Origin of the sequence: Micromonospora sp. LHW51205 (genome assembly GCF_003315815.1) — a bacterium.
Lineage (GTDB): Bacteria > Actinomycetota > Actinomycetes > Mycobacteriales > Micromonosporaceae > Micromonospora > Micromonospora chalcea.
Genome location: NZ_QMEZ01000004.1, coordinates 577,453 through 596,485, shown reverse-complemented (window position 1 = coordinate 596,485; position 19,033 = coordinate 577,453). Strand labels below are relative to the sequence as shown.

The window sequence follows — 19,033 nt, the reverse complement described above, 5'->3', positions numbered from 1 at the left end:
GGGGTCAGCGGCGGATGAGGCCGAGTTCGGTGGCGGTGGCGACGGCAGCGGTACGCGACTCGACGCCGAGCTTGGCGTAGATGCGGGCCAGATGGGACTTGACGGTGCCCTCGGTCAGGTGCAGGCGGGCGCCGATGCTGTGGTTCGACAGACCGTCGGCGACCAGGGCGAGGACCTCGGTCTCGCGTCGGGTCAGGGCGGTGCCCGGCGTACGCAGGCGGTTCATCAACCGGTTCGCGACGGTGGGCGCCAGCGTGGTGCGTCCGGCGGCGGCGGTGCGGACAGCGGCGGCCAGGTCCTCGGGCGGGGCGTCCTTCAGGAGGTAGCCGGTGGCGCCCGCCTCGATGGCGGGCAGGGTGTCGGCGTCGGAGTCGTACGTGGTGACGATCAGCACGCGCGGCGCTTCCGGGCCGGCGGTGATCCGGGCGGTCGCCTCGGCGCCGCCCATGCCCTTGCCGAACTGCAGGTCCATCAGCACGACGTCGATGTCGCCCGCGGCGGCGCGGGTGACGGCCTCCTCGGCGGTGGCGGCTTCAGCCACGACGACCAGGTCGGGTTCGGTTTCCAGCACGGCGCGCAGTCCGGCCCGTACGACCGGGTGGTCGTCGGCCAGGAGGAGGCGGATGGGAACGTCGTCGGTCACGGTCGGCCCTCGGGCCCGGTCCTGGTGGTCGGGGCGAGGGGAAGCTCGGCGGTCAGGGCGGTGCCCCGGCCGGGCGCGGACGCGACGGCCAGGGTGCCGCCGAGGGCGGCCATGCGGGCGCGCATGGCCGCCAGGCCGAAGCCGCTGCCGTCGACGTCGGGAGCGGGCAGCTGTTCCGGGTCGAAGCCGCGCCCGTCGTCGACGACGTACAGGGCGATGCGGTCGCCGAGATAGCTGAGGGTGACCTCGGCCGTGGTGGCCCGGGCGTGGCGGACCGTGTTCGCGACTGTGGACTGGGCGATACGCAGGAGCGCCACCTCGTGGGCGGTCGGCAGCGACACGGGGTCGCCGGTGAGGTGGAAGCGGGCGGTGAGGCGGTGGCGGGCGCTGGTGGTGCTGCACAGGCGTTCCAGGGCCCCGGCCAGGGTGGTGCCTTCCAGGGTGGGCGGGGTGAGCGCGGCGACGAAGCGGCGGGCCTCGGCGAGGTTGTCCACGGCGACCTGACGGGCCGCGTCGACGTGACCGGAGGCGGCGTCGGGCCGGCCGGGCAGGGCGCGCTCGGCGGCGCGCAGCAGCAGCTGGATGCTGGACAGGCCCTGGGCGAGGGTGTCGTGGATCTCGCGGGCCAGACGCTCGCGCTCGGCGAGTACGCCGGCGGTGTGCTCGGCCCGGGCCAGGTCGGCCCGGGTGGCGGTGAGTTCCTCGATCAGCTGCCGGCGCTGTTCGCTCTCCCGGTACAGGGCCTGGTACCCCCACACCACCCCGACGGCGACGGCGGCGCCGAGCGCGGGACCGATCACCGTGGCCGGGGTGAAGGAGCCGGTGTGGGCGCCGAACCCGGCGACGGCCGCCACGGCGGTGACGATCACGGCGGCCAGGCCGGCGCGGCGCGGCAACAGGTGGAGCTGGAGGAAGTACAGCGGGAACGCCACCCAGATCGCGTCGGGGGACAGGCCCAGCAACACCAACCACACGGCCCCGACGGCGGCCAGCCACCACGCGGCGACCCGCCGCGAGCGCCGGATGCGGGGGAGGAGCGGCCCGACGGCGTACGCCAGACCGCACGCCACCGCCACCGCCACGATCGATCCGGCGTGCGGCCGGTCGTCGGCCACCGCCCGGCCGGCGGCCAGGACGAGCAGGCCGATGATCAGCAGGTGCAGGCACCAGGCCAGGGCTCGGGTGGTCGGGGTCAGGGCAGGGGCAGCGGTGCTCACAGTGCGTCCCACGTTACCGACGCCGGCGCCCCGGGGGCCTCTATCGAAAGTTAGAACCCGGGCCTCGCCTTTCGGCCCGCGAAGTGCTGTCCCACGCCAGACGCGCACGCCGGCGCCGGCCGCGATCGTGGATGCATACCGTTCCACCGCCCGAAAGGACAGGCCACTGCCGTGTTCGTCGCCTGGAGAGACCTGAAGTTCGCCAAGGGGCGCTTCGCCCTGATGGGGACCGTCATCGTGCTGATCACCCTGCTGGTCGGGCTGCTGTCCGGGCTGACGGCCGGACTGGGCCGGCAGAACGTCTCCGCCATCACCGGCCTGCCCGCCGACAGGATCGCCTTCCAGGCGCCCGGCGACGGCCAGGACGTGTCCTACTCCAACTCCACTGTCACCGAGCGGCAGTGGCAGCAGTGGGCCGAGGCCCCCGGCGTGACCGGCGCCGAACCGCTGGGCATCACCACGACCAGGGCCACCGCCGGAAACCGGAGCGTCGGGGTCTCCGCCTTCGGCGTCCGGCCCGGCTCCCGCCTGGCCCCCGACAGCGGCCGGATCGACGACCGCTCGGCGGTGCTGTCCACCAAGGCCGCCGCCGACCTCGGTGTGCGGGCCGGCGACTCCGTCACCCTGGCCGGGCAGCAACTGACAGTGGCGGCCGTACGCGGCGACGCCTCCTTCAGCCACACCCCCGTGGTGTGGATCAGCCTGGACGTGTGGCAGAAGAGCGCGCCCCCCACCGGCACCGGTGACGGCAGCCAGACGGCCACCGTCGTCGCCCTCACCACCACCGCGGACGCCGACCTGGGAGCCACCGACCGGCAGGCGGGCACCAGGACGGTCTCCGTGGCCGACTCGCTGTCCGCGATCGGCTCCTACACCTCCGAGAACGGCTCCCTGCAGCTGATGCGCGGCTTCCTGTTCGCCATCTCCGCCCTCGTCATCGGTGCCTTCTTCACCGTCTGGACCATCCAGCGCAGCGGCGACGTCGCAGTGCTCAAGGCACTCGGCGCCCCCACCGCCAACCTCCTCAAGGACGCCCTCGGACAAGCCGTCGTCCTGCTCACCGGCGGCACCCTGCTCGGCACCGGCATCGCCGCCGCGCTCGGCGCCCTCGTCGCCGGGTCCACGGTGCCGTTCCTCCTCACCCCGGTGACCGTCCTCCTTCCCGCGGCCGTGATCGTCGTCCTCGGCGCCCTCGGCGCCGCTCTGGCCATCCGCCGCATCACCTCCGTCGACCCGCTGACCGCCCTGGGGAGCGCCCGATGAGCCTGAACCTGACCGACATCACCCTCACCTACCCCGACGGCGAGGGCCGCCTGACCGCCCTCGACCACGTCACCCTGGACGTACCCAAGGGCAGCCTGACCGCCGTGATCGGCCCCTCCGGCTCCGGCAAGTCCAGCCTCCTCGCGGTCGCCGCAACCCTCATCACCCCCGACTCCGGCACCGTCACCATCGACGGCACCCCCACCACCGGAATGACGCGGGGCGAACTCGCCGACCTGCGCCGCCACAAGATCGGCATCGTCTTCCAGCAGCCCAACCTGCTGCCCTCCCTCACCGCCGCCGAGCAACTCCAGGTGATGGCCCAGATCGACGGCCGTCCACCGGCCGGAGCCCGTACCCGCGCCGTGGAACTCCTCGACGCGGTCGGCCTCGCCGGCCAGGCCGACCGCCGGCCGCACCAGCTCTCCGGCGGCCAGCGGCAGCGCGTCAACATCGCCCGCGCCCTGATGAACGACCCCACAGTCCTGCTCGTCGACGAACCCACCAGCGCGCTCGACCACGAACGCGGCGCCGCCGTCATCGAGCTGATCACCCGCCTCACCCACCAGCAGACCACCGCCACCGTCCTGGTCACCCACGACCGCACGCACCTCACCGCCGTCGACCAGATCGCCGAGGTCCACGACGGCCGCCTCCACCTTCCGGCGCCGGCCCGCTGAGATACGGGTCGGAGGTGGTGCCTGCTGTACCCGGACTGGGCAGCCCGCTGGATGGTCGCCGTTCCACCAGCTCAATAGCGTTTCTGGTGCGCGCAGTTCCTGCCGAGCCCACGGAGAGAGGCCACCAGAATGGGACAGACCGTCGAACCGGCGGTACGCGTCGAACAACTCACCCGCGTGTACGGCGCCGGCCGCAACCAGGTGACCGCGCTCGCGGGCGTCGACGTCAGCTTCGGCCGGGGAACCTTCACCGCGGTGATGGGACCCTCGGGCTCCGGCAAGAGCACGCTGCTGCAGATCGCGGCCGGGCTCGACCGCCCCACGAACGGCCGGGTGGTCCTCGGCGGCACCGACCTGTCCGGGCTGTCCGAGACGCGCCTGACCGAGCTGCGGCGTACCCGGATCGGGTTCGTCTTCCAGGCGTTCAACCTGATCGGCGCGCTCACCGTCGAGGAGAACATCGTGCTGCCCCTGCGTCTGGCCGGCGTCCGTCCGGACCGGGCCTGGCTGACCCACGTGGTCGAGCGGGTCGGCCTCGCCGACCGGCTGCACCACCGGCCGGCGGCGCTCTCCGGCGGCCAGCAGCAGCGGGTGGCGATCGCCCGGGCGCTGGCCACCCGCCCCGAGGTCATCTTCTCGGACGAGCCCACCGGCGCCCTCGACTCGCGGACCGCGACGGAGGTGCTGACGCTGTTGCGCGCGGTCGTGGACGAACACGGGCAGACGGTGGTGATGGTGACCCACGATCCGATCGCCGCGTCGTACGCGGACCGGGTCCTCGTACTGGCCGACGGCGCGATGGTCGCCGACCTCCCGCAGCTCGGCGCCGTCCGGATCGCCGAGCACCTGGCGTCGCTGGACCGGCGGGTCCTCCGATGACCGGCCTCGCCGCCCGCCTGCTGCGGCACCGCACCGGCCCCGCCGCCGCGACCCTGCTGGCCCTGATCGTCGGCGTGCTGATCCTGGTGGCGATGGGCACGCTCGTCGAATCGGGGCTGCGGTTCCGCCCGGAGCCGCGGCTCTGGGCGAGTGCCGACGTGGTCGTCGCCAACCGCACGATCAGCCACACGTTCCGGGAGTTCGACGGTGACACCACCACGAGCACCGTGGCGCTGCCCGAGGGCGGCACCGTGGACGCCGACCTGGTGGACCGGATCCGCCGGGTGCCGGGCGTCGTGGCCGTCACCGGCGACGACCGGGTGCCGATCGGCTCACCCGCAGCCGTGGGACACGGCTGGGACACGTACGTCTTCACCGGTCGTCGCCTCGCCGCGGGCGCCGCGCCCCGGACCGACGACGAGGTGGTGGCCGACACCCGGCTCGGGGTGTCGCCCGGCGACCCCATCGAGTTGGTCGTCGGCGGAATCAACCGGTCGTACCGGGTGAGCGGAACCGCCGAGACCGATACGGCGGCGGTGTTCTTCACCGACGCGCAGGCCGCGCGCCTGTCCGCCCACCCGGGCCGGGTGGACGCGATCGGCGTACGGATGGCGCCCGGCGCCGACCTCGGCGCGGTGCGCGAGATCGCGTCGGCGGCCGGCGCCACGACGTACGCCGGAAAGGACCGCGGGAAGGCCGAGCAGTCGGAGAACCTGGCCGCCCAGAGCCTGCTGGTCGGGGCCGGGGCGGCCTTCGGCGGGTACGTCGTCCTGTTGATCGTGTTCGTGGTGGCCGGCACCATCGGGCTGTCCGTCCGGCACCGTCGACGTGACCTGGCGTTGCTGCGCGCGGTCGCCGCCACGCCGGGGCAGGTGCGCCGCATGCTGGTCGCCGAGGCCGCGCTGCTCGCCCTGGCCGGCTCCGCGATCGGCGGCCCGGTCGGCCTGCTGGCGGCCCGCTGGGTGCACGGCGAACTGGTCGGGCGCGGGTTCGTGCCGGCCGGCTTCCCGATGGCGGGCGGTCTGTTCGCGGTGCCGGCCGCCATCGGTACGGCCGTCCTGGTGGCGGTGGTCGCCGCGCTGATCGCCGCGCGCCGGGTCACCGCCATCAAGCCGATCGAGGCGCTCGGCGAGATCGCCGTCGAGCCTCGGCGCAGCGGCCCGGCACGGATGATCGCCGGCGTGCTGACGCTGACGGCGGCCGGCAGCGCCGGGGCGTTCACGCTCGGCGGCGCCGGGTCGGCCGGGGCGCTGGCCGGCGCGGTCGGCATGCTCTACCTGTTCGTCATCGCGGTGGCGCTGCTCGCACCGATGATCAACGCCTACGCGGCACGCCTGCTCACCCCGGTGCTGCCGCGCATCTGGCGGGCCGGCGGCTACCTGGCCGCAGCCAACCTGCGGGCCAACGCGCAGGGCATGGCCACCGTCCTGACCGCCCTCGTGCTGTCCGTCGGGTTCGGCGGCTCGGTCTGGTTCCTGCAGGACAACCTGGAACGGCAGACCGCCACGCAGAGCAGCGCCGGAACGCTCGCCGAGCGGGTGCTCACCGCTCCGGGCGGACTGCCGGCGGACGCGGCCCGGGAGATCCGCGAGCTGGCCGGGGTGCAGGCTGCCACCGGGGTACGCCGCACCCAGGTCGTGGTGCGGGCGCTCGGCGGCATCGAGCCGGTCGGCGCGCAAGCGGTCGACCCGGAGGGCCTCACGTCGACGATGGACCTCACCGTGCGCAAGGGCGCCCTGGCCGAGCTGCGCGCCGGTACCGTCGCACTGTCCACGACGCAGGCTTCCTCGTCCGGCTGGGACGTCGGCGACAAGGCGGAACTCTGGCTGGGCGACGGCACCCCGGTCACGTTGGACGTGATCGCGATCTACGACCGTGGCCTCGGCTTCGGCGACGTCACAGTGGCCGCCGAGACGGTCGCCGGGCACACCGCGGCGAACACCGTCGACGAGGTGCTGGTCCGCGGCGGCCCGGACGCCGGCACCGCGTTGGCCACGTGGGCGGCGGCGCGGCCCGGCGCCGAGATTCTCGACGCCGCCACCCGTACGCGCCTGCTCAGCACCGATCTGGCGCTCGGCGCCTGGCTGAACCGGCTGCTGATCGGCGTGATGGTCGGGTACGCGGCGCTGGCGGCGGCCACCACGATGGTGATGGCGGCGCTGACCCGCCGCCGCGAGCTGGCGTTGCTGCAACTGGTCGGGGTCACCCGCCGTCAGATCCGCGGGATGGTCCGGGCCGAACAGGCCGGGCTGCTCGGCACCGCGGTGCTGATCGGCGCGACGATCGCGGTGCTGACGCTGGCCGCGATCGTCAACGGACTGACCGGCAGCCCGATCCCGTACGTGCCGCCGCTCGGGTGGGCGGCGGTGCTCGGCGGTACGGCACTGCTGGCGCTGGTGAGCACGGTGTGGCCCGTCCGGCGGCTGCTCGGCGCTCCGCCGATCGACAACATCGGCCTGAAGGAGTAGGTCCATCGGGACGTGCGGCAGCCTGATCGTCAGGGCGTCGAACTGCAGGTGTCCGCCGGATGCTTCCGCCTTGCGTTCCTCGGCCAGGACGGTGGCGCTGACCTCGTGCACGAACGCCCGGACCTCGTCGAACCGGCCGGGATCGCTGTCGTGGCCGGAGTCGTACCACCAGTCGCGCGCCCAGACGATCAGGTCCGCCCATCGCGGCAGGTCGTCGGCGGTCTGCTGGGCGGCCTGCCGCTTGGACAGTTGCCGCCCGTCGCACAGGCGCTGGTAGGCGCGGCAGAGCGTGAGCACCGCGTACGACTGGGCTCCGGGTGGGGTCATGTCGAGCACCCAGTCCGGCCAGTCGCGCACGTGGTCCCGCAGGGCGGCGCGCACGAGGCCGGGTTCGACGGCGGGCAGCAGCTCGCCGGCCGGCGGTCCCAGCAGCGTACGGCCGTAGTCGTGCACGGCGGCCCAGGTCACGACGCGGTGGGTGGTGGCGGGCAGCAGGTGCAACGACTCCCCGGGACTGATCCGGGCGATCACGTGGTCCCGGCCGGGAACGAGGCGTACCGCGTCCAGTGACACGTATTCCACCTCGATCCGGCCGGCCCACAGCGGGTGCCGCCGGTCGAGGTCCGCGTGCAGTTCGGCGAGGACGCCGAGGAGCTCCTCGTCCGGGTCACTCGCGAGCACCGCGAGCAGGTCGAGGTCGCTGCGGTTCATGTCGAAGTCGCCTGCCACGAGCGACCCGTGCACGTACAGGCCGAGAAGGTCGTCCGTCAGCGTGCGGCGCCACGCCTCGCGGAGGTCGGAGAGAACCGTGTCGGGTGGGACCACCGGGTGATCCTGCACGGTGGGTCGCCGCGGGGCCACCGATAAACCGGCCCGCACCGCCGGTTGTGCCTACGTGCTCGGCGGGTTGCGGTGCCGCTCGGCGAGGCCCGACGCGATCTGCCGCTGTGCGTCGTGCCGGTGCTGGTCGGCGCCGGCCTGGCGAACCGCGGCCGGATCCTCGTCCGACGGGCGCCTCGTCCGGTCGCGGCGGGCGACGAAGACGACGAGCGCGAGCACCACCACCACGATCACCGCGAGCGACACCAGCATCGTTCTCATGCCATCGACGCTACGGCGTACGCGCCAGCCCCGCCGTGGTGACGGTCGGAGGGCTGCTGCGTTCGCCGCAGGACGGCAGGCTCACGTGTCGTGATCGATGACGTCGCGCAGCGAAGCCGGGCCGTTCCGCCGATGACCGACTCCCGGCCCGGCGAATGAACGCCTGGTCTTCCCGGGGCGTCATTCGCCGGCTCGTTCGGTCCCTTTTGGCCGCCCCAGCACTGCCTCACCGATAACGGCGCCGGTTCGGATGCCCTCTCCCAGTCCCGCGGTCGTCGCGAAACCGCCACCCATCGGGCAGAAGGACAGCCCTCGATCGGCGCTCACCAGGGCCATGGCCTGGAGCGCGGCACCTACCTCTTTCAACGCGGTCGCATAGACTATGGAGTCGTAGGAACGGGCGGGGCGGGCGTAGTCGAGCACGAACAGCACCATCGCCTGAATCGACGTGTGCGGGATGCCCGTCAATCGATGGGCGAGGCCCAGCCACCGGTCGATCGCCGGCGCGGGTCCTGACGCCGGCGCGAGTTCGTGGCTCACGGCGTCGTATTCATATGCCCCGCGTTCCAGGTCATGGGCCGAAGCCGCGATGACGACGGCGGACAGCCCCGACAGCGCCCCGCCGGTCGGCATCGAACGCCACGCTCGCTCGCTCGCGACGGTACGCTCCAAGCGGCGAATCCGAAGTGACGCATCGAGGACGGCGCTGATCTCCGCGCTCCCGATGGGCGGACCGCCATGGTCGCGCAGCGATGACCTGGCGGAAATCGCCTCCTGGAGCGTCATGCCCTCCTGCGAGCGGTCGTCGTGGCCGAGAGCGATGCGCTCCGCTGTCATCGGGCGCCTGACCGGGTTGTCGATCTCCCAGTGAGTTGTTCCGATCTTGGCACCGTACAGCCCGAAGCTCGTGTCCAGGCGCGTCGCCCCGTGGAAGAGCGAATCGTGAAACTCCCACTCCTCCGAATGCTGGTTCCGCCCGGTGACCAACAGGCCGGCCCGGCTCAGCAGGTCGAGCAGTTCGCTCTCCGGGGCAGAGTCGACCTCGACATCCGCCCGTGCGATCAGACGTGCGGCGAACTCGACGGCCCATGTCGAGGTCAGGACGACGCGATCTGCCGAGTTCCCGCCGGCCAGTTCCGGCCCGTCGGGACCGAAGCGCATGTGGGCCGACGGAAGGGCGCGAACCGGCCGCACGTACGGCGACGGCGGGGAGTGGCGGACCCGGCGGGCGCCCGGTTCATGTCGCGCGAGTACGTGCTGTTCATGGACGACTTCTACGCCGAGGACGCCGCGGGCGTCGAGTTTGGCCAGCTCCTCGCCACCTCGCGAGGTGAGCTCCCGGGCGGACGACAGCCCGCCGACGGCCGCGACGATCTCCCTGCCGACCTCGGGCGGCATGCGGACGATCATCCGGCGGCCGCTGTGGGTCAACGCGAGGCCGTCGGCGTCCGGTTCGATGCTCCACCCCGCTGCCGGGGCCCAGCGCCTCATGAGGTCGAACCGATGGGCGGAAGGACTGTGCCCGGAGCGGAGGACACCGCCATTCCGTGTAGCCGCGACAGTGTGTCCAGGCGAACGAGACGCCCGGCCTGGATCACGGCTTCGACCTCTCTGCACGCGGATATGTCGACGAGCGGATTCGCGCGGAGCAGAACGACGTCTGCCACCGTGCCGTCGCTCAGGGAGCCCAGATCCGGACGACGGAGAGCCTCGGCTGCCCTGCACGTCGCCGCCGCGAGCGCTTCGTGCGGGGAGGCGCCCCAGTCAACCATGGCCTCCAGCTCGGACGGCAGGGAGTCGAAACCCACACCGGCGGCTCCGGCGTCCGTCCCCGCGATGAGGGTGACGCCGGCCGCCAGAGCTCGCTCGAAGCTGCGTCGTGCCTCCGGGAGTTGACTGACGGCCATCTCCACCAGACTTTTGCCTCCCTGCCGGATCCAGAGCTGCGGACGCCTCACTATCGATTGGAGCGCTACAGCGGTGGAGCAGAGGGCGGTGCCTTGTTTCGACATCGCACCGGCAGCGGCCTCCGATATCGCGAAGCCGTGCTCCAAGGTGTCGCAGCCGGCTTCCACGGCCGCGTCGATCGAACGCTCCGAGAAGTTCGCGTGTACGGCTACGGGGATGTCCAGCCAACGGGCCTCGGCGACCGCCTCCCTCAGTTCCTCCGGCCGGAGTTCCATCCGGCGCGCCGCGCTGCGCATCACCAGCTTGATCACATCCGCGCCGTCGGCGGCGTTTCGACGCACGAGCGCGCCGATGGATCCGGCTCCTTCGGACTCGACACCGAGCCAGCTTCCGTGCCCGCCGACTGCGGTGATGACCGGACCGGCGACGAACGGCCTGGCCCCGACGAACAAGTCCCGGGCCCAGGCGTTGCGGATGGAGTACCCGAGGTCACGCGGAGCACCCAGGTCGCGGACCGTCGTGATCCCACTGCGCAGCGCGGTCGCCAGATTCGCGACAGCCGTCAGTGTCATGGTGGTGGCCGAGATGTCCGACCAGCTCGACGCGGTCCGGCCATGAGGATCGCTGGTCGCGTGGACGTGCATGTCGATGAGCCCGGGAACGGCGAACAAACCGGTGCCGTCGAGGTGTGGGAGGTCGGCATCTGCGGTGGTGCGTGTGCTGACTGAACCGGAGATGATCGACAACGAGCCGAGGGTGGTGGTGCCGGAATCCGGATCGATGACGGTGCAGCCGGCAATGGTGAAATCCGCGGTCGGCGTGGCCGTCACGACGATCCTTCGGAGACGCGGGCAGCGCGCACTGCCTCCCCGTGCCATCCCCGCGCGCGCGACAGATTCACGGCCAAGTCCACCAGTTCGTCCGCCTCCCGGCCGCGGCCGGCCATGTGGTGCCAGCGCGCCAGCTCTGCCAGCGCGAGGATCCGGGCGCCCAGGTAGGCGTGCCGGCCGGTGCCCGTATCAACAGGCGACGTCATGGCGTCGGTCGCCTGACGGACGGCAGCGAGCAGCCATGACTCCGGGTCTGGAGCGATGCCCACCAGCGCCTCGAGCGCGTTCGCTTCGTCCTCGGGCACCTCGCGGGAAGCGGCTAGGGCGATTCCCGGCGCGAGGTAGGCGTAGACCGGCTCACGGTGGGCGCCGGTAAGCCGGACGTGGTCGAAGTATCGTCCTGTCGCTTGAAGGGCGGCGCGGGCCGAGTCGTGACGTGCGGCAGCGAACGCCTGGTGCGACAGGATGAAACCGAACTGGCGGAACGCCTTCGAGGCGAGTTCGGTGTCGCCGCCGTCGCGAACCTGACGGAGGAGATCTGTCGCGTGCTCGTACGAGGACCAGGCGCCCGCGACGTCACCGGATGCCAACTGGACGTATCCCATGTTGTGCCACGACTGGGCGGCAGCCATCAGATCTCCGGTGCCGAGGCGCACCTGGATCGCCTCGCGGAAGTCGTTCACGGGCGGATCGTCGTCGAAGTGGTGAAACCGCCATACGCCGATGGAGTGGCAACATTCGGCGAGAGCCGACAGGGCCTCCGAATCACGGAGAAGATGTCTCGCTGTCTCCGCCAGCTTGATTGCCTCCGCCCCTCTGCCCTGCTTCTCCACCGCCCACGCCGTGTTGAGCAGTGCTCGCCCCTCCCCGGCGACATTCGCGGAAGCGGCGCATTCCGAAGCGGTCCGGGAAAACCGTTCCTCTGCCTCGACGTAGCGAGCGGGATCGTCCAGACCTAGCTGAGCTGGCGTGAACAAGGGCGGTCACCTCGACGTCGTCGACTGATTGCTGAGATTGACGCCGATCGTAGCGTTCGGGTGGCTTGTTCACGAGGGTGTGCGACCTGTCGGCAGTTGATGCGCGCCGTGCCTGTGAGGCACGTTCACCACCCACTTTCGCGTCCGTCATCCTCCTTGCCGCCGCCATCGGCCGAACGGCGCGATGGGCTACACTGGCCCGGAAAGGCGTCGATAGGGACGAGTACCACTGCACGCAGCCAGCAGAGACCCGGGGATGGTGGAAGCCCGGGGGTGTGCGCAGCGGGAAGATCACCCTGGAGCCGTCGGAAGAAAGGCGTCACGCCGAGTAGACCCGACCACAACTTAACGAGAGGGCCGCGCGCTGTGGCCAAGGAGGGTGGTACCGCGGGGCCCGGGCCTCGTCCCTCCACCGAAGTTCGGTAACCGCTTCGTTGGAGGATCCATGTACCGCGCTGTGCCCGCGCAGGCGAGCTTTCCCGATATCGATCACGGCATCCTCAAATTCTGGAGTGATCGTAAGGTCTTCGCCCTCAGCCTGGAAAGATCGCAGGGGCGGCCGGAATGGGTCTTCTACGAGGGGCCCCCAACGGCGAACGGCATGCCAGGGGCGCACCACATCGAAGCCAGAGTGTTCAAGGACGTCTTTCCCCGGTACAAGACGATGAAGGGCTTCCATGTCGCGCGGAAGGCCGGCTGGGACTGCCACGGACTTCCGGTGGAACTGGCTGTCGAGCGCGAACTCGGCTTTTCCGGTAAGCGCGACATCGAGGCCTTCGGTATCGCGGAGTTCAACGCCCGGTGCCGCGAGTCGGTGACCCGGCATACCGACGAGTTCGCCCGGCTGACCGAACGCATGGGCTACTGGGTCGATATGGACGACGCCTACCGGACGATGGACCCGGAATACATCGAGTCGGTGTGGTGGTCGCTGAAGCAGATCTTCGAAAAAGGGCTGCTCGTCGAGGACTTCCGCGTGGCGCCCTGGTGTCCTCGTTGCGGGACGGGGCTGTCCGATCACGAGCTCGCCCAGGGGTACGAGGTGGTCACCGACCCGTCGGTGTTCGTGCGGTTCCCACTCACCTCGGGCCCCCTGGCGGGCCAGGCTTCCCTGCTCGTGTGGACCACGACCCCATGGACGCTGGTCTCCAACGTCGCGGTCGCGGTCAATCCCGACGTCACCTACGTCGTAATGACCGACGGCCAGGAGCAGCTCGTTGTCGCGGAGGCGCTGGCGGGCAGCGCACTCGGTGAGGGATGGACCGTCGTCGGCGACTCCTTCAGTGGCAAGGACATGGAACGCTGGACCTACCGGCGGCCATTCGACCTGGTCCAGGTCGAGGACGCGAACTTCGTCATCCTCGGGACGTATGTGACGACCGAGGACGGCACCGGCCTGGTGCACCAGGCGCCGGCATTCGGCGCTGACGACCTCGCCGCGTGCCGTGCGTATGGTCTTCCGATGGTCAACCCCGTCCGTCCGGACGGCACGTTCCAGTCCGACCTCGCGCTCGTCGGCGGCACGTTCTTCAAGAGTGCCGACGCGGTCCTGGTGGCGGATCTCGCCGAGCGGGGACTGCTCTTCCGCGAGGAGGCGTACGAGCACAGCTACCCGCACTGCTGGCGTTGTCACACGGCGCTGTTGTACTACGCGCAGCCGTCCTGGTACATCCGCACCACTGCCATCCGGGAAGCGCTGCTGCGCGAGAACGAGGCGACGACCTGGCAGCCGCAGAACATCAAGTACGGCCGTTACGGGGACTGGCTGAACAACAACGTCGACTGGGCGTTGTCCCGCAGTCGGTACTGGGGCACGCCGTTGCCTATCTGGCGCTGCCCGGACAACCACCTGACCTGCGTCGGCTCGCTGGCCGAGCTGAGCGAGCTGGCCGGGACTGACCTGTCCGAGCTGGATCCCCACCGTCCCTATATCGATGACGTCACCTTCGACTGCCGATGCGGCGCCACCGCGCGCCGGGTGCCCGAAGTCATCGACGCGTGGTACGACTCGGGCTCGATGCCTTTCGCGCAATTCGGGTATCCGCACAAGAACGTCGAACTCTTCGAGAAGCGGTACCCGGCGAACTTCATCTCGGAGGCGATCGACCAGACCAGGGGATGGTTCTACACCCTCATGGCGGTGGGCACCCTCATCTTCGACAAGTCGGCCTACGAAACGGTCGTCTGCCTGGGCCACATCCTCGCCGAGGACGGCCGCAAGATGTCGAAACACCTGGGGAACATCCTCGAACCCATCCCGCTGATGGACGAGCACGGTGCCGACGCGGTGCGCTGGTTCATGGCCGCTGTCGGTTCCCCGTGGTCAGCCCGGCGCGTCGGGCACAACACGCTTCAGGAAGTCGTCCGCAAGACTCTTCTGACCTACTGGAACACCGTGTCCTTCGGGGCGCTGTACGGCCGTGCCGCCGGCTGGTCGCCGTCGGCGGCAGATCCCGCGCCCCGTAGCCGCCCGCTGCTGGACCGATGGCTGTTGTCGGAGCTCAACAGCCTGGTACGCGACGTGGACGCCGCGATGGAGCGCTTCGACACCCACGAGGCCGGCCGGCTGCTGTCCACGTTCATCGACGATCTTTCCAACTGGTACGTTCGCCGCAGCCGCCGGCGTTTCTGGCACGGCGACCCGGCCGCCCTGGCCACGCTCCACGAGACGTTGTCCACCCTGACGCTCCTCCTCGCGCCGATCACACCGTTTGTGACCGAGCGGGTATGGCAGGACCTGGTGGTTCCGGTCACGCCCGGTGCGGCGGAGTCCGTGCACCTCGCCGCATACCCCACCGGCGACCTGTCCCTGATCGACCCGGAACTGTCGGCGCAGATGCTTCTCGTGCGTCGGCTCGTCGAACTCGGCCGCTCCGCCCGCGCCGACTCCGGCATCAGGACGCGCCAGCCGCTGTCTCGCGCGGTCGTGTCCGCGGCAGGTTTCGCCGACCTGCCGGCGGAACTCCTCGCCGAGATCGCGTCGGAGCTCAATGTCGTCTCGGTGGCACCCATCACGGCCACCAGCGGTTCACTCGTGGACACGACGGTGAAGGCGAACTTCCGCCCCCTGGGCAAGAGGTTCGGCAAGGCGGTCCAAGGCGTCGCCGCGGCGATTATGGCGGCCGAGCCGACCGCCCTCGCCAACGCCCTCCGTACGAGAGGTGAGGCGACCGTCGACGTGGACGGTGAGGCGGTGGTCGTCACGGTGGACGAGGTCGTCATCACCGAGACTCCACGTGCCGGATGGGCGGTCGCCAACGACGCAGGTGCGACGGTGGCGCTGGATCTGGACATCACGCCGGAACTCCGCCTCGCCGGGATCGCGCGGGACGTGATCCGCCAGATCCAGGAGGCCCGCAAGTCCACCGGCCTGGAGGTCGCCGATCGCATCGAACTCCGCTACGAGGCGACCGCTGACACCCTGACGGCGTTGACGGAGCATCAGAAGCTGGTGGCCGACGAGGTGCTTGCGACGGACTTCACCCTCGGGCGGCCGACGTGGGCAGATGCGACGTCCTTCACCGACGAGACGCTCGGCCTGACGTTCTGGCTGCGTAAGGCATGAGGAGCGCCGGGGCCACGAGCACGCCGCCCGTTCGGCCGTGCGTCGTGGCCCCGGCCCTTCGTATCGGCCGGCGGCGGGCCGAGCGGCGGGTCAGCGAACCCCGTGGACGTCCGTGGCCAGAACACTGAACCGCCCGGTGTGGAACACCAGTGCGTCGGTGCGGTCGCCGTGGCCGATGTCCAGCACCGAGCCGAGGAATATGGAGTGGTCGCCGCCCTCGTACACGGCGGCGAGCTCGCACTCCACCCAGCCGAGGTTGCCCTCGATGATGGGGGAGCCGGTGTGCTCGCCGGGCCGGAAATCGACGGTACGGAACTCCCGCTCGTCGCGCGGCCGGCTGGGACTGGCGAAGTAGCGCGCCAGTTCTTCCTGTCCTGCGGCGAGGATCGACACCGCGAACATCCCGTTCGCCAGAATTGTGCTGTGCATTGCGGCGGACTGCTTGACGCACACCAACACCATCGCCGGGTCGAGCGAGACCGACGTGAACGCGTTGGCGGTCATGCCGTGCGGGAGTTCCCGCCCGGACGTCACCACTGTGACGCCCGTGGCGAACGCACCCATCACCGCCCGCATGTCGACGTGACGGTCGCCGCCGCAGCGGTCGCGGGACACGGGCTTCTGCTTAGCGGCTGTCACCGTTCACCTCTTCCGTCAGCCACCGGGGCCGTCAGCACGTCGCGCATCGTCCACAGCGCTCCCTTCCCCGTCAGGTGATTGGTCGGCGGCATGCGCGCACCGGCCTCGGCTCAGTCGCCGGAGCCGGCATCGATCGCCGACCGGGTGGAACTCCTCGCCACTATCTGCTCGGCGGTCGCTCGTATCGTCAGCCAGCCGACGTTCGCGGGGTCGTCGAAGCCGGCGTCGGGGAAGGTTCCTTCCAGCCGCGCCAACAGCTCCACTGCGAGGAGGGAGTCTCCACCCGCCGCGATGAAATCGTGGTCGACGTCCACCGCATCCGTCTCCAGCAGTTCCCGCCAGAATCCGCTAACTGTTTCGAGTACCTCAGACGAATCCACGTCGCTCTCCTCAGCGAAGCTCCGAAAGCGTGCCCTCGGCGCGCGCAATCGAATTCTTTAAATCATTCTTCAGGATCTTGCCGTTCTCGGTCACGGGCATCGATCCGACAGCGAACACGCGGCGCGGTATCTGCTTCGGTGGCAGACGCTCGAGCAGGTGCACGCGAATGTCGTCCAGGCTCGTCCGGCCCGGCCGGAGCACCACGACCGCGGCGACGTACTCACCCAGCCGGGGATGCGGGAGTCCGAGCACGGCCGCGGCCTCGACCATCGGGTGCGAGAGGAGGGCGATCTCGACCGGGCGTGCCGAGAGCTTCTCCCCGCCGACGTTGAGGACGTCAGAGACGCGGTCGCTCAGATGCAGGTTGCCCTCCTCGTCGAGATGGCCGATGTCTCCGGTCGCCGTCCAGCCGTCCGGAAGGAAGGTTTTCGAGGGCACTGAGTCGTGCAGGTAGGAGCGGCGTCCGCGGAACCGCGGACAGGACATCTCCACGCGGCCGTGGACGCCCGGGCCGACGACGAGCCCCGTCTCCAGGCTCCTGATGCGGATCCGGGTGCCTCGTGCCGGTCTCCCGACGACATCGGGATCCGCGCCCGCTGACGGCATCTCCACCATCGCGGGCCAAGCCTCGGTGGTTCCGTACGCGTTGACCACCCGAACGGACGGCAGCATCCGGCGGATTCGTTCCACATGAGCCGGATTCAGCGGCGCCGAACCGCAGTGGATTACCTCCAGAGACGCGAGCATCTCACGTTGCGACGAGGTGAGCGTCGTGAGATGTGCCAGCATGGCAGGCGTCAGGAACAACAGGGTGACCTGACAGTCGGCGACCGCCTTGCACACGTCATTGGTGTTGAACTCCGGCAGCGCCGCGACCGCCCTGGTGATGGGATGCGTGAGCCCGGGCCCGTCGATGCCCTGGAACGGGGCGTACAACATCATGAGCGCGGCCGCCGTACCGATCGGGAAGGCGTGCAGGATCGGTGGGCCGATGCCGCCGTGAGCGGACGGCGGGCGGGCGTAGACCTCCGTGAAGAGCGCGTGCGGCGTCACGACCGCCTTGGGCAGGCCGGTCGTGCCGGACGTGTAGAGGATGTCGGCCGTCTGGTCGGGGCGGGTCGTCGCCGGCGGGGGAACCCGGTCCCCACAGCGCGGAGGCTCGACCGGAAGAACCTGATACGGATCGCCGCCCGGGCCGTTCCCCACCGGCGACGGGTCCGCAGCGATCCATGCGGAGATGCCGGCGTCCTGGGTGATGAAGTCGCGGACGGACGCCGGAGCTCCCGCCGAGACGGTGACAGTGACCGCGCCCAGCCGTTGCACCGCGAAGTAGGCGACGCACAGATCGATCCAGTGCCTGCGGTCGAACAGCAGACCGACACGCATGCCACTGGTGATCCCTGCCTCGGAAAGGCGCGCGGCCAGCGCCACCGAGTCGTGCAGCCACTCCGCGAAGGTGAGACCACGCACGAACGGTTCGACCAGCGCGAGGCGGTCGGGAACCTCCCCGGCGACGCGCTCGAGCAGCCCGAACGTCCCCGGGCAACGGTCCGTCGCGCCGCCTGCCCCTCTCGTCGTCACGGTGCCACCCGGGTCGCGACGTATCGGTGGCCGGCGCCCTCCTCGTCCGCGACGTAGGCGGCTGCGAGGTGATGGACGAACGGCTGGAGGCCGAGCGCTGACAGAAGAGCGGGGTCGGTGAAGCCCGTGCGGGTGGTCGAGCTGACGCCCTTCGCGCGAAGAGCGCGACCGACTTCCGCGCTCAGCCGTCCGCCGTCGACGAGGAAGCCGCGGAACGCCTTTTCGTGGCGATAGCGTCTCCGGTAGGCGGCGAGATCGCCGAAGACCCCGATGGCGAGGGGAGCCAGGACGTCAAGTCGCGGATCCGCCGCGGCGTCCATGGACGCCAGGCGGACTCCTGAACCGTACGAGGCGGGGTCGGCCACAGTGACCAGGACGCGACCGTCCACGCGCGACACGATCAGTAGCCCGTGGGCCGCTCCGTAGCTGTAGAGCAGCTCGGCCGGGTGCACCGCCTCGCGCAACCGTCGGCGATTGGCGCGCACCCGGGTGAGAGCGGTCCAGACCACCGCCGCCCACGGTTCGGGAATCTGCTCCCGGCGACCCTGGGGGACAGCCGGCTCGCGCAGGGCATCGAGGTCGTCTTGCGAGAACAGCCGCAGCGCCGATGCCCGGAGGCCACCAGTCGAATCCGCTCCGTCGCGAAAATGATCGATTCCGCTCCAGGCGTGGTAGCGGCGCACCGGCCCCCACGACGTGCCGTCGGCACCTTCGCGTTCGACCAGGAGACCGAGGCGGATCAACTGCTGTACGGCCGGGTCCTCGAACTCCTCGGCGACGACCTGGTGCAGAAGCCGCTCGACGCGGCCCGCGTCCAGGCGCCACGACCGGCCCAGCGCCGGTGCGCTGATCCGGATGGTGTCGGAGCCCTCGTTCTCCATGGTCGTTCCCGCAGCCCACG

Annotated in this window: 16 protein-coding genes and 1 pseudogene; 6 read left to right on the top strand and 11 right to left on the bottom strand. The window is 70.7% G+C overall.

Annotated elements, in window-relative coordinates; all coding sequences use genetic code 11:
- Window positions 1-4 precede the first annotated feature (4 nt).
- The gene (locus DQE82_RS18700; RefSeq protein ID WP_043325350.1) at window positions 5-643 is read right to left on the bottom strand and encodes a response regulator transcription factor; all 639 of its coding nucleotides are present in this window, start codon (window positions 641-643) and stop codon (window positions 5-7) included.
- Window positions 640-1,860, bottom strand: coding sequence for a sensor histidine kinase (locus DQE82_RS18695; RefSeq protein WP_113973331.1), 1,221 nt, complete (start codon window positions 1,858-1,860; stop codon window positions 640-642). The genes DQE82_RS18700 and DQE82_RS18695 overlap by 4 nt, the downstream gene beginning before the upstream one ends.
- Before the next feature lie 171 nt (window positions 1,861-2,031).
- Between DQE82_RS18695 and DQE82_RS18690 the strand changes: the two genes are divergently transcribed.
- The 4 genes from DQE82_RS18690 (at window position 2,032) to DQE82_RS18675 (ending at window position 7,150) form a co-directional block, all read left to right on the top strand.
- Window positions 2,032-3,123, top strand: a complete 1,092-nt coding sequence (locus DQE82_RS18690; protein WP_113973330.1) for an FtsX-like permease family protein — start codon at window positions 2,032-2,034, stop codon at window positions 3,121-3,123.
- Window positions 3,120-3,803, top strand: coding sequence for an ABC transporter ATP-binding protein (locus DQE82_RS18685; RefSeq protein ID WP_113973329.1), 684 nt, complete (start codon window positions 3,120-3,122; stop codon window positions 3,801-3,803). Before DQE82_RS18690 ends, DQE82_RS18685 begins: the two co-directional genes overlap by 4 nt.
- 129 nt (window positions 3,804-3,932) lie before the next feature.
- Window positions 3,933-4,682, top strand: coding sequence for an ABC transporter ATP-binding protein (locus DQE82_RS18680; protein WP_113973328.1), 750 nt, complete (start codon window positions 3,933-3,935; stop codon window positions 4,680-4,682).
- Window positions 4,679-7,150, top strand: a complete 2,472-nt coding sequence (locus DQE82_RS18675; protein WP_113973327.1) for an FtsX-like permease family protein — start codon at window positions 4,679-4,681, stop codon at window positions 7,148-7,150. Before DQE82_RS18680 ends, DQE82_RS18675 begins: the two co-directional genes overlap by 4 nt.
- Window positions 7,151-7,306: 156 nt before the next feature.
- Here DQE82_RS18675 and DQE82_RS31165 read toward each other — a convergent pair.
- Window positions 7,307-7,507, bottom strand: a pseudogene (locus DQE82_RS31165) (aminoglycoside adenylyltransferase domain-containing protein); the annotation flags it as partial.
- Between DQE82_RS31165 and DQE82_RS31160 the strand changes: the two are divergent.
- Window positions 7,508-7,720: a hypothetical protein gene (locus DQE82_RS31160; RefSeq protein WP_231915554.1), complete on the top strand. Its 213-nt coding sequence runs from the start codon at window positions 7,508-7,510 to the stop codon at window positions 7,718-7,720.
- A 321-nt stretch (window positions 7,721-8,041) separates the two neighbouring features.
- Here the strand turns inward: DQE82_RS31160 and DQE82_RS18665 are convergent, their stop codons facing one another.
- The 4 genes from DQE82_RS18665 to DQE82_RS18650 all read right to left on the bottom strand — a co-directional run bounded on the left by DQE82_RS18665 (window position 8,042) and on the right by DQE82_RS18650 (window position 11,966).
- Window positions 8,042-8,251 carry a hypothetical protein gene (locus tag DQE82_RS18665; RefSeq protein WP_043325343.1) on the bottom strand — a complete coding sequence of 70 codons (210 nt, stop codon included), beginning with the start codon at window positions 8,249-8,251 and terminating at the stop codon, window positions 8,042-8,044.
- A 180-nt stretch (window positions 8,252-8,431) separates the two neighbouring features.
- Entirely contained in the window at window positions 8,432-9,742 is a 1,311-nt protein-coding gene (locus DQE82_RS18660) for a nitroreductase family protein (protein WP_069087901.1), read from the bottom strand.
- Window positions 9,739-10,989, bottom strand: coding sequence for an amidohydrolase family protein (locus DQE82_RS18655; protein ID WP_043325340.1), 1,251 nt, complete (start codon window positions 10,987-10,989; stop codon window positions 9,739-9,741). Before DQE82_RS18655 ends, DQE82_RS18660 begins: the two co-directional genes overlap by 4 nt.
- Window positions 10,986-11,966 (bottom strand): hypothetical protein, encoded by a 981-nt coding sequence (locus DQE82_RS18650; protein WP_147265147.1) that lies wholly within the window; start codon window positions 11,964-11,966, stop codon window positions 10,986-10,988. The genes DQE82_RS18655 and DQE82_RS18650 overlap by 4 nt, the downstream gene beginning before the upstream one ends.
- Before the next feature lie 445 nt (window positions 11,967-12,411).
- Here DQE82_RS18650 and ileS point away from each other — a divergent pair, with 445 nt between their 5' ends.
- Window positions 12,412-15,531: an isoleucine--tRNA ligase gene (gene ileS / locus DQE82_RS18645; RefSeq protein WP_104114725.1), complete on the top strand. Its 3,120-nt coding sequence runs from the start codon at window positions 12,412-12,414 to the stop codon at window positions 15,529-15,531.
- 90 nt (window positions 15,532-15,621) lie between these two features.
- Here the strand turns inward: ileS and DQE82_RS18640 are convergent, their stop codons facing one another.
- The 4 genes from DQE82_RS18640 to DQE82_RS18625 all read right to left on the bottom strand — a co-directional run bounded on the left by DQE82_RS18640 (window position 15,622) and on the right by DQE82_RS18625 (window position 19,013).
- Window positions 15,622-16,146, bottom strand: coding sequence for a flavin reductase family protein (locus DQE82_RS18640; RefSeq protein ID WP_233514709.1), 525 nt, complete (start codon window positions 16,144-16,146; stop codon window positions 15,622-15,624).
- 134 nt (window positions 16,147-16,280) lie between these two features.
- The gene (locus DQE82_RS18635) at window positions 16,281-16,550 is read right to left on the bottom strand and encodes a phosphopantetheine-binding protein (RefSeq protein WP_069087898.1); all 270 of its coding nucleotides are present in this window, start codon (window positions 16,548-16,550) and stop codon (window positions 16,281-16,283) included.
- 10 nt (window positions 16,551-16,560) lie between these two features.
- Complete coding sequence (locus DQE82_RS18630) at window positions 16,561-18,132, bottom strand: class I adenylate-forming enzyme family protein (RefSeq protein ID WP_113973325.1); 1,572 nt, start codon at window positions 18,130-18,132, stop codon at window positions 16,561-16,563.
- Complete coding sequence (locus DQE82_RS18625) at window positions 18,129-19,013, bottom strand: hypothetical protein (RefSeq protein ID WP_147265146.1); 885 nt, start codon at window positions 19,011-19,013, stop codon at window positions 18,129-18,131. Before DQE82_RS18625 ends, DQE82_RS18630 begins: the two co-directional genes overlap by 4 nt.
- Between the last annotated feature and the right edge of the window lie 20 nt (window positions 19,014-19,033).

Coding starts and splice junctions, on each gene's coding strand:
- DQE82_RS18675 (WP_113973327.1), top strand. CDS start 4,679: ATGACCGGCCTCGCCGCCCGCCTGCTGCGGCACCGCACCGGCCCCGCC.
- DQE82_RS18660 (WP_069087901.1), bottom strand. CDS start 9,742: ATGAGGCGCTGGGCCCCGGCAGCGGGGTGGAGCATCGAACCGGACGCC.
- DQE82_RS18665 (WP_043325343.1), bottom strand. CDS start 8,251: ATGAGAACGATGCTGGTGTCGCTCGCGGTGATCGTGGTGGTGGTGCTC.
- DQE82_RS18680 (WP_113973328.1), top strand. CDS start 3,933: ATGGGACAGACCGTCGAACCGGCGGTACGCGTCGAACAACTCACCCGC.
- DQE82_RS18685 (WP_113973329.1), top strand. CDS start 3,120: ATGAGCCTGAACCTGACCGACATCACCCTCACCTACCCCGACGGCGAG.
- DQE82_RS18625 (WP_147265146.1), bottom strand. CDS start 19,013: ATGGAGAACGAGGGCTCCGACACCATCCGGATCAGCGCACCGGCGCTG.
- ileS (WP_104114725.1), top strand. CDS start 12,412: ATGTACCGCGCTGTGCCCGCGCAGGCGAGCTTTCCCGATATCGATCAC.